Annotated in this window: 10 protein-coding genes; 7 read left to right on the top strand and 3 right to left on the bottom strand. The window is 68.1% G+C overall.

What is annotated here, in order from left to right; all coding sequences use genetic code 11:
- The 3 genes from ACZ60M_RS17680 to ACZ60M_RS17670 form a co-directional block, all read left to right on the top strand.
- Positions 1–1011 (top strand): ABC transporter permease (locus ACZ60M_RS17680; protein ID WP_465419322.1); only part of this gene is annotated, 1011 nt, incomplete at its 5' end.
- Complete coding sequence (locus ACZ60M_RS17675; RefSeq protein WP_465419320.1) at positions 1011–1913, top strand: carbohydrate ABC transporter permease; 903 nt, start codon at positions 1011–1013, stop codon at positions 1911–1913. The genes ACZ60M_RS17680 and ACZ60M_RS17675, both read left to right, overlap by 1 nt.
- 217 nt (positions 1914–2130) lie before the next feature.
- Entirely contained in the window at positions 2131–2505 is a 375-nt protein-coding gene (locus tag ACZ60M_RS17670) for a hypothetical protein (protein WP_465419318.1), read from the top strand.
- 46 nt (positions 2506–2551) lie between these two features.
- Here the strand turns inward: ACZ60M_RS17670 and ACZ60M_RS17665 are convergent, their stop codons facing one another.
- The 3 genes from ACZ60M_RS17665 to ACZ60M_RS17655 all read right to left on the bottom strand — a co-directional run bounded on the left by ACZ60M_RS17665 (position 2552) and on the right by ACZ60M_RS17655 (position 6980).
- Complete coding sequence (locus tag ACZ60M_RS17665; RefSeq protein WP_465419316.1) at positions 2552–3922, bottom strand: glycoside hydrolase family 43 protein; 1371 nt, start codon at positions 3920–3922, stop codon at positions 2552–2554.
- 132 nt (positions 3923–4054) lie between these two features.
- Positions 4055–5284, bottom strand: coding sequence for a DUF2786 domain-containing protein (locus ACZ60M_RS17660; RefSeq protein WP_465419314.1), 1230 nt, complete (start codon positions 5282–5284; stop codon positions 4055–4057).
- A gap of 145 nt (positions 5285–5429) precedes the next feature.
- A complete protein-coding gene (locus ACZ60M_RS17655; RefSeq protein WP_465419312.1) occupies positions 5430–6980 on the bottom strand; it encodes a pectate lyase family protein in 1551 nt (516 codons plus the stop codon).
- A 238-nt stretch (positions 6981–7218) separates the two neighbouring features.
- Here ACZ60M_RS17655 and ACZ60M_RS17650 point away from each other — a divergent pair, with 238 nt between their 5' ends.
- From ACZ60M_RS17650 to ACZ60M_RS17635, 4 genes are read left to right on the top strand one after another with little or no spacing between them, the layout of a single operon-like run.
- The gene (locus tag ACZ60M_RS17650; protein ID WP_465419311.1) at positions 7219–7632 is read left to right on the top strand and encodes a YbaB/EbfC family nucleoid-associated protein; all 414 of its coding nucleotides are present in this window, start codon (positions 7219–7221) and stop codon (positions 7630–7632) included.
- Complete coding sequence (locus ACZ60M_RS17645) at positions 7629–7967, top strand: type VII secretion target (protein WP_465419309.1); 339 nt, start codon at positions 7629–7631, stop codon at positions 7965–7967. The genes ACZ60M_RS17650 and ACZ60M_RS17645 overlap by 4 nt, the downstream gene beginning before the upstream one ends.
- Positions 7964–8665 (top strand): WXG100-like domain-containing protein, encoded by a 702-nt coding sequence (locus ACZ60M_RS17640; protein WP_465419307.1) that lies wholly within the window; start codon positions 7964–7966, stop codon positions 8663–8665. Before ACZ60M_RS17645 ends, ACZ60M_RS17640 begins: the two co-directional genes overlap by 4 nt.
- Positions 8666–8667: 2 nt before the next feature.
- On the top strand, positions 8668–9726 hold the full coding sequence (locus ACZ60M_RS17635; RefSeq protein WP_465419305.1) for a hypothetical protein: 1059 nt from the start codon (positions 8668–8670) through the stop codon (positions 9724–9726).
- Positions 9727–9733: the final 7 nt, after the last annotated feature.

Raw genomic sequence — 9733 nt, 5'->3', positions numbered from 1 at the left:
CCCCCCCCCCCCCCCCCCCCCCCCCCCCCCCCCCCCCCCCCCCCCCCCCCCCCCCCCCCCCCCCCCCCCCCCCCCCCCCCCCCCCCCCCCCCGCCCGCACCCAAGCGCAAGACCACACTGCGCCAACGCATCTGGCGCGAGCGCTGGTCCTACACGTTCATCGTCCCCGGGGCGCTGTTCTTCCTGGTGTTCGCGTACGTGCCGATGCTCGGCAACGTCATCGCGTTCCAGGACTACTCGCCGTTCCGCGGCATCGAGGCCTCCCCGTGGGTCGGCCTCGCGAACTTCAACGCGATCTGGACCGACCCGGAAATCCTGCAGGCCCTGCGCAACACGCTCATCATCGCGGTGTTGCAGCTGGTCTTCGCGTTCCCGGCCCCGATCGCCCTCGCACTCCTGCTCAACTCCCTCCTCTCCGACCGCGTCAAGCGCTTCGTCCAGACCGTGGTCTACCTGCCGCACTTCCTGTCCTGGGTCATCGTCATCTCCGTGTGGCAGCAGGTCCTCGGCGGCGGCGGACTCATCGCGGGCATCCTCGACGGGATGGGGATGCCGGGGTTCGACGCGATGACGAACGCCGACACCTTCAAGATCCTCGTCGTCCTTCAAGGCATGTGGAAGGACGTCGGCTGGGGCACCATCATCTTCTTCGCCGCGATCGCGGGCATCCCCTCCGACCGCTACGAGGCTGCCGCGATCGACGGCGCGACCGGCTGGCAGCGCACCTGGCACATCACGCTCCCGGCACTTGTCCCGGTCGCGACGCTCCTGCTCATCCTCAACATCGGCTCGATCCTCACCGTCGGCTTCGAGCAGCTGCTACTCCAGCAACCCATGGTCGGCGCCGAAGCCGCCCAGGTACTCGACACGTTCGTCTACTTCCGAGGCGTCCTCGGCGGCCAATGGGGCGTCGCGACCGCCGCGGGCCTGCTGAAGGGCGTCATCGGCACCGTCCTGGTGCTCTCGGCGAACCGCCTCGCCAAGCGGATGGGCGGAGAGGGGATCTTCTGATGACAGCAATCGCCAAGGGCCACACCGGCATCCCGCCGTGGATGAGCCCGCCCTCGATCTGGGTCAGGGCCGTGAAGGCCCTCGTGATCGCCTTGATCGTGATCACCATGATCTACCCGCTGGTCTACGTCATCGCGATGAGCTTCGCCGCGCCCGCGCAGGCCCGCGCCGGAGTCGTCTTCCCGACCGAGTTCTCGTTGGACGCCTACCGGGCGATCTTCAACGGCGGCACGGTCACTCAAGGCCTCATGAACTCCTTCTACATCACCGTCGTCGGGACGCTGCTCTCCCTCGCGGCGACCTCGATGCTCGCCTGGGGCCTGGCGCGCACCCGCCAGGTCCCGGGCGCCAAAGCCGTCCTGATCATGGTCCTCGCGACCATGTTCTTCGGCGCGGGCATCATCCCGAACTTCATGCTGATCAAGTACCTGGGCCTGTTGGACTCGACCTGGTCGCTGATCATCCCGGGCCTCATCTCGGCCTTCAACATGATCGTCATCAGGAACTTCTTCCAAGGCCTCCCAGAAGAACTGATCGAAGCCGCAAGAATCGACGGCGCAGGCGAGTGGCGAATCTTCCTGCAAATAGTCCTGCCCCTCTCTAAACCGGTCCTCGCCGTGATGGGCCTGTTCTACGCCGTCGGCTACTGGAACACCTACTTCAACGCCCTCCTCTACATCAACGACAGCGAGAAGTGGCCCATCCAAGTCGTGCTCCAGCAGTACGTCCTGGCAGGCGTCGCCATTCCGGGCGCGGTGGTCTCCCCCGACCAGCCCCCTCCCCCCGGCGTCACCCTCCAGATGGCGGTCATCGTCCTCGCTACCGTCCCCATCCTCATCGTCTACCCGTTCCTCCAGCGCTACTTCACCTCCGGCGTCCTCACCGGAGCCATCAAGGGCTGAGATTTCTGATTTTTGTAGGGTTCCGCGATGGCGCGTTGCTTACGGGATAACGCTTGGCGGTTACGCCGCAGGCGTTTTCGAGGCCGTGTCGTGGAACTCCTACAAAAATCGGGGCAGTTCAGGCCGTGAAGTCACGATGGGTGTTGTTGACTTCACCCAAAGTGATGCATAGATTCTCCTTCGACCGGCAACCCACCGATCGATCACCGGAGGAACCATGAACTGCCGCAAAGACTTCAGCGACGTTCCCAACCAGTTTTCGCCCCGCCAGGCCGTTTCGTACTCGACCTTCTTCTTGAACGTCCTCACCGGCCGCAAGTCCGCCGCAGAGGCGCGACTATTCGCCACCAAAGCCGGATGGGCCGCCTTCACGAGGATGCGGCGGCGGGTGCCCGCGCGGTTCAAGCAGGTGCGAGTGGTGCGGGCCGCTTGTCCGACGCGGGACTCCACCGAGATCGTCGCGATGGTCGAGAACGGCACCGCCCACCAGGCGATGACCTTCACCTTCTGTGCAACCCGACACGGCTGGCGACTCGACCACTGCGAACTCATCCACGCCAACCAGCGCCACCGGCCGATGCATCGGCTCTAGAACACAGAACGGCCCCGACGCTCGCGCCGGGGCCGTTGTCGTTCGGTCAGGCGGTGATGCGGAAAGTCGCGTCCGCGCGGCCGGTGGCGTCGGTGATCGGGTCGATCCGCAGGACGTAGCCGGAGTGGCGGAGGTAGCGGTCGGGGAAGTTGTAGGAGCGGAACGAGGCCCAGGAGGCGTCGGCGAGGCCCGCGGTGCGGGTGAACGTCGCGTCGGCCGCGAACTGGGCCGTGCTGTCGTTGGGGTCCAGGCGGATCGCGTAGCCGGAGTGGCGCAGGAACCGGCCGGGGTAGTTCACGGACTCGAACGAGACGCCGGAGGCGTCGGCGAGCCCGGCGCGCAGGCGCCACTGCTGGTCGGCGGGCGGCTCCATCGGGAACGGGTCGATGCGGCCGATGCTGTCGGCGTGGCGCACGAACCGGTCGGGGAAGTTGTAGGACTTGAGGCGGTTCCATTCCGGTGCGCCCCAACGCGTCACGAGCGCCGCCCGTTCGGCCTCGGTGATCGGCACGATCCCGGCGTGCTTGCTGCTCATCGGCGCGGTGTAGGTGCGCTGGTTGAGCGGCGTCCACGAGTTCCCGGCGATGTCGGCGGAGCTCCAGGCGTAGAACACGGCGTTCGCCGGGCTGAAGGAGTCGCCCCAGAGCCAGAACGTGTTGGCGCTGTTGGACTTCACGAGGATCGGCGCCTCGATCGCCGAGCCCTGGCGCAGGCCGCTGGTCAGTGTCGTGAACGTGTTCGGCTGGCCCGTGGTCGAGCGGGCGACGTAGAGGTAGTTGTTCGCGAGGTTCTTGTACGCCAGGTAGAACGCGCCGTTGTGGACGAGCACGTCGCCGTCGAGCACGTTGAAGCCCGGGTCGAAGAACACCTGCGCGGCGCCCATGTCCGTGAAGTCGAGGGTGTAGTTGACCATGAAGACGTCGCGGGTGCCGTTGTTCGCGGAGTAGACGACGGCGTAGCGCCCGCGCGTCGGGTCCCAGAACGCGGTCGGCGCCCAGGAGTGGGTCGCCATGTCGTGCAGGCGGACCCGCCGGTAGCCGGTGAAGCTGCGCAGGTCCGCGGAGTCCCACACGTGGATGTACTGGTTGTCGAGGTTGAACACGCGTCCTTTGAGGTCGGTCGCGAGCACGGTGAACGTGCCGTCCTGCTTGCGCAGGATGAACGGGTCGCGCAGGCCCTGCATCCCGGCGGTCGGGGTGGCGACGGGGTTGTTCTGGTTGAGGGGCGTCCATTCGAGCCCGTCGGGGCTGACGGCGAGGTGGAGGGCGTAGGAGTCGTCGGTCAGGTTCGGCGACTCCTTGAAGTAGGCCATGGCGTAGGCCGCGTACGACTGGGCGTAGGCGGCGTCCGGTGCGCCGATCGCGGCAGCGGCCGCCGAGGCCAGAGCGGTGGTGAGGAGCGTGCGACGTGAGGGCATTCTGGAATGCCTTTCTGTTGTGAGGGAACAGAACGGAAGACGCGGAACAGCCGGGGGTGACCGCTAACATGAGTGCTTCCGCCCAGTGTGACCATTCACATCAAGAAAGTCAAGTCCTTCGATATTTGCCGGTCAGCGGCGGGTGATGGGTTCGGGGGCCGTGAGGCGGGCGGCGTCGGCTGCGGCGAGGCCGGCGATGTGGCCCTCGTAGTTGGTGATGCGGGTGCCGCGGCCGAGTTTGAGGCGGGGGAAGAGCTCGGAGGTGCGGGAGTCGACGCGTTCGTCGCGCTGGCGCATGACCGGGACGAGGTCGGTGCCGGTCTCCTCGGTGTACTCGCGCTCGGTGTCGGCGGCGGATTCGCGCAGGCGCTCGCCGATGCGCATAGCGAAGGACGCGAGGAAGGACTGGCGGAAGGACCGGGTCTGGGACTTGCCGCGCCGCGCAGAGACCGAGCCGACGCGGGTCATCGCCGAAGTCGCCTGCACCAGAAGCGAGTTGAAGAGCAGCTCGACCGAGCGGAGGTCGGCGCGGTCGCCGATGAGGGTGGTGAAGCCGCCGTCGGGCCAGTACACCGAGCGGCAGTGGTTGGCGTCGGCGATCTGGGCGAGGAGCTCGGACTTGGGCTGCTCGTAGGGGCGCTCGATGATGACGCGCAGGGCCTCGGGTTCGCGTTTGCCTTGGCCCGCTTCGGAAAGCAGCGCCTCGTTGATGCTGTGGCGGGCGATGAGCTGCTGCGCCTTCGCGGTGAAGGCCTCGGCTTCGGCATCGGAGTCGGTCGACTCGGCTTTGGCGAGGAGCGCCCGGATCTTCTCGTAGACGCGGGAGGACTCCGCGACGCCGAGTCCTGCGGCGACGAGGACGTCGCCGGGGAGCGGCTCGACCTTCGGGATCTTGGGGAGTCCATTGAGGAAGTCGAGGGCTTCAAGCACCGCGGCCCACAGCACGATCCGGTCCCAGCGGCCCAGGCCCGCACTCGCTTTCGCAACGCCCGCATCGGAGACGATGTCGGCGAGCTCTTCGCGGTGCACCTTCCACCGGTCGCTCAGCTCGTGGTCCTTGTACCGGGCGAGCTGGCCGCGCATCACCACGGCGCCGGCCTGCACCGCCTCGGCGGTGAGGGCCTTCCGCAAGGCGCTCAAGGCCTCACGCGGCATCCAGCCCCACTCCCAGGCGCGCAGGGCGGCGTCGCCGCCGAGGTCGTCGAAGACGATAGCGAGCGCGGCGGGCCAGCTCGGGTCGTCGGAGACGCCTTCGAGGGCGGAGGCGGCGTCGACCCAGTCGATACGCCGCTGGAGGCTGTCGAGCACCGCGTAGCGGGCGCGCCCCGCGAGCGGCAGCGCGTTCAGCTCGTCCTGGTTCACCGTTCCCCCGATTCCGCGCACGCGGAAAGCCCCGCGAGCGCTCCAGCGACTGTATCAAAGTCGCAGGTCACGGGGCCACTGTCGTAATGGTGATCTGTCGTGACGCACCCCGCGCGGCCGGATGCCGCGCGGGGTGCGGCGGGGGTCAGGCGTAGACCTCGAACTCGGCCACTCGCGGTGTCCCGCTCGCGCTGGTGATCACGAAGTTGACCTTGGTCGTGGAGACGGCGGTGAACGAGATCACCCCCGCGCCGGTCCCGGAGGCGAGCACAGCGCCGGTGGCGTTGTTCACGACCTGCCAGTTGTCGATGTTCCCTTCGGTGCCCGCGGCTTCGCGGATGTTGACGGTGTCGATCGTCTTGGCGGCGTCCCATTTGACGGAGACGCGCCCGGTGGTGCCGCTGGGCGACCAGTACGTGCTCATGCTGCCGTCGATGACGTTGCCGTAGCTGGTCCCGTCGGCCTTGCTGGAGCCGTCGGCGCCGGCGCCGATGCTCAGGTTCGTCCCGCCGGGTGCCGGACTCGTGCCGGGGTCAGTCGGACCGGTGGTCGGGCTGGTGGTGGGGGTGGTCGGGTTCTGCGAGGGGGTCTGCACGGAGCAGCTGCCGTCGGAGACCTGGTTGCCCTTGTTCGCTCCGGCCGTCTGGGCCACGATGCTCGGCACGCAGGAGGCGTTGTCGAGGGCGTAGCTGTAGGGGATGCTCACGGTGGTCGTGGAGGCCATGGCCGGACCGGCGGGGTAGTTCTCGCTGCCGGTGGCCGACCAGGTCACGTTGTCGAGGATGTTGCCGCTGGTCTGCCAGGTGCCGCGCTCGTCGGTGTAGAAGGTGCCGAGGACGTCCTTGGAGTCCTCGAAGTAGTTGTTGTCCACTTTGGCCTTGCCACCGGCGCGGGAGTTGATGCCGGACTCGACGATCCCCGAGTAGTGGTTGTTGTAGACGTGCGCGGTGCCGCCGCGCAGCAGCGGAACCCGCGAGTTGAGGTTCTGGTACAGGTTGTGGTGGTACGTGATGAAGGAGTTCGTCAGGTCGGTCTCGCTGGAGCCGACCAGGCCGCCGCGCTCGGAGTTGCGCAGGATCGAGTAGGAGAGCGTCACGTACTTGGTGTCGTTCTTCATGTCGAAGAGGCCGTCGTAGCCTTCGGCCTCCCCGCCGGAGGCCTCGAGGGTGGTGTGGTCGACCCAGACGTTGCGCACGCCCGACTCCATGCCGATGGCGTCGCCGCCGTTGGAGACCGGCGAGCCGGACTTCTTGACGTTCTTCACGGTGACGTTCTGGATGATGATGTTGCTGGACTCGCGGATGTGGATGCCGATCTGGTCGAAGACGGCGCCGCCGCCCACGCCGAGGATCGTCACGTTGCTGACGCCCTTGAGGTCGATCAGGGTGTTCCCGACGTCGCAGCTGGAGCCGGAGACGTCGGCGGTGTTCCCGTGGTTGATGGTGCCCTCGACCTGGATGATGATCGGGGTGCTGGTGCTGGCGCGCCCGCACAGGGCCTGGTTGATCTGGGTGCCGGTGGTGGCCTTGACGACCTGGCCGCCCTGGCCGCCGGTGGTGCCGCCGTTCTGGGTGGCGTAGCCGGTCACGCCGCCGGTTGCCGCCGACGCGTTGGTGACCGAGAGGGCGACCCCCGCGGCGACCACGGCAGCGGTGGCCAGCACCGCGGCGAGTCTTCGTGCGACTGTTCGTCTCATCTGGGAGCTCTCCTTAACGAGAGATAGATCGAAGTATTTCAATGAGTCTAAGGAAAGGGCTTTCTCGGGGTCAAGACTTCCGGTGCAACCGATTGCAGAAACTTGTTCGAGCGGGGCGCGGCCGGCGCGGCGGATCAGCCGGCGGACACAAGGGACGGCGGCGGCGGGGGCGGGCACGGAATATGTAAGCTCGCCTCACAAAGCGTTGATCCCCTTGGCCGCCCTGGGAGGTAACCGAATGCAGTCCCCGTTCACCAGTCCGATCGGCGCCGGGGGGTTCGACCCGGAGGCGGTCCGCGAGCACCTGAGGAACCTGCAGGCCAGCGCCGAGGAGCGCGCCGCGAACACCCAGGCCCTCGCCGCGCGGCTCGAGACCCTCACGGCCGCAGCCACTGACGACGCGCACGTCGTCACCGTCACGGTGGATCACGCCGGGCACGTCACGAACCTCGTCCTCACCGACCGCATCCGCGGCCGCCAGCCCGACTGGCTGGGGCAGACCATTCTGGACACGATCGCGAAGGCCCGCGCCGCGCTCATGGAGCAGACGCAGAGCGCCGTCGGCGAGACCCTCGGCGCGGACTCCGCCGCCGGCCAGGCGATCCTGCGCGGGCTCGCCGCCAAGGGCCCCAGCGCTTCCGGCGGGGCGTGACCTTGACCGGGCAGTTCCACGTCGACCCCGAGCAGCTGCGCACGCACGCCGGGAACCTCGACCGCATCGCCGGGTCGTTCGCCGACGTCCTCGGCGCCAGCGCCCACATCGCGCAGGACGACACCGCGTACGGCCTGCTGTGCCAGTGGATTCCGCCGATCCTCGAAGAGCGGCACCAGGAGCAGGACGAGATCACCGAGCTGCTGCAGACGAACCTCGGGAAGATCGCGACGGCCCTGCGCGACGCGGCCGCCGCGTACGAGGAGGCCGACGGCAGCGCCGCGAGCGACATGAAGCAGATCGAGTCCGACCTCCCCGGGAGTGCGACGCCATGAGCGAGAACCCGCTGATCGCGGACGTCAAGTCGACGCGGACCGCGACGACCGGCTTCTGGATCTACGAGGACGCCAAGGGCGTCGTGGACTCGATCAAGTCCGAGCGGTGGATCGACCCGGTCCTCGCCGGTCTCGGCGCGGGCCTGAGCGCGGCCTCGCTCGTGATGGACCCGATCGGTTCGCTGCTGTCGGCCGGGATCGGCTGGGCGATGGAGTACTTCGAGCCGCTGCGCGAGATCCTCGACGAGCTGACCGGCAACCCCGACGTGGTCCGTTCGCATGCGGCGACGTGGACGAACATCGCCGACGCGTGCGCGGCGGCGGCCGAGGAGATCGACGCGGCCGCGAAGGCGGACCTGACCGAGTGGGTGGGGAAGGCCGCGGACGCGTACGCCGCGAAGATCACGTTCGGCGTGGAGGCCGCGGGCGGGCTCGCCGGGGCGGCGTACTCGATGTCGGCCGCGACCGAGGCGGCCGGGAACCTCGTGCAGGCCGTGCGCGAGACGGTGCGCGACCTCATCGCCGACCTGGTCGGGCGCGTGATCGTCTGGGCGGCCGAGGCGATCTTCGTGGTGACCATCCCGGTGGTCGCGTCCCAGATCGCGGCCGCGGTGGTGCGGTGGCTGGGCATCATCGTGGGGCTGGTGGACGCGCTCGTCAACAGCCTGCAGGACCTCATCACACTGGTTCGGGGTTAACGTTGCGTCCCTTCAGAAACACCCTCAGGCTCCTGGTCCTGTTCGCGGTCGGCGCGGCGCTGATGGCGAAGCCGCCCAAGGGCGGCGGCGACGGCGACGGCACGACCGGCGGCGGGCCGAAGCGCAAGCCGGACGGCTCGCCGAGCCAGAGCGTCGGGCAGGTCCAGAAGAAGGCCAAGACCTCCGCCGAGCAGCTCGACCCCGAGGCGGGCGCCGGCCCGCCGTCCAGGAACGACGCCGATACGACGAAGGACTCCGACGGCGACGGCGATCCGACCAACGACAACGACCGGCAGCCGCTGGACCGCGACGCGGACGGCCGCCCCATCGTCAACCGCCGCGACCCCGAGCAGATGCGGCAGCTGTTCGAGGAGAGCAGCCGGGACGAGAACGGCAGGATCCCGCAGGACGAGCTCCCCAAGGGCTGGGGCTACGACGAGAACGGGACGATGCACGACGAGAAGGGCCACAAGACCGGTGACCCCGATCAGATCAACCAGAGCCTGCGCAGCAAGTACTTCCCGGACGGCTTCACCCAGGACACCCACGACGCGATGGTCCGCGACTACACCTCCGAGGCCCGCAACAACGACGGGCAGGTGCACGAGACGACGCAGAACCAGGTCCCGAACGGCAAGATCCCCTCGGACGGCACGCACGAGGCGGCTCCGGTGCGGTACAAGGTCGTCGACGGCGTGCCGTACGTGGTCGACAAGGACGGCAACGTCACGGGCCAGCGCGTCGACCGCAACCGCCTGACCTGGCACGAGGACAAGGACCACAACAACCCGGTCCCGTACTACCGGGAGAACAAGGACGGCAAGACGGTCACGAACGTGCAGTACGACCACCACCAGTCGGCGGCGGAGTACTGGAACAAGACGGGCTGGGACAAGCCGTACAGCGAGCGCGCCGAGTGGTACAACAACCCGGAGAACCTGAACCCCATGGGCTCGAAGGAGAACGGCGGCAAGGGCTCGATCGACGAGAACGGCGAGCGCTATCGGTACGATAAGCAGCAGCCGGGACCGAACTATACGGCCAAACCGGGCAAGGAGTGATAGCGCA

It is taken from the genome of Glycomyces sp. NPDC050141, assembly GCF_055586545.1.
This window is presented reverse-complemented; position numbering and strand designations above follow the sequence as displayed.

Bases quoted from the DNA above. Each gene is read 5' to 3' on its own strand.
- ACZ60M_RS17675 (WP_465419320.1), top strand. From the start codon at position 1,011: ATGACAGCAATCGCCAAGGGCCACACCGGCATCCCGCCGTGGATGAGC.
- ACZ60M_RS17670 (WP_465419318.1), top strand. From the start codon at position 2,131: ATGAACTGCCGCAAAGACTTCAGCGACGTTCCCAACCAGTTTTCGCCC.
- ACZ60M_RS17665 (WP_465419316.1), bottom strand. From the start codon at position 3,922: ATGCCCTCACGTCGCACGCTCCTCACCACCGCTCTGGCCTCGGCGGCC.
- ACZ60M_RS17655 (WP_465419312.1), bottom strand. From the start codon at position 6,980: ATGAGACGAACAGTCGCACGAAGACTCGCCGCGGTGCTGGCCACCGCT.
- ACZ60M_RS17650 (WP_465419311.1), top strand. From the start codon at position 7,219: ATGCAGTCCCCGTTCACCAGTCCGATCGGCGCCGGGGGGTTCGACCCG.
- ACZ60M_RS17640 (WP_465419307.1), top strand. From the start codon at position 7,964: ATGAGCGAGAACCCGCTGATCGCGGACGTCAAGTCGACGCGGACCGCG.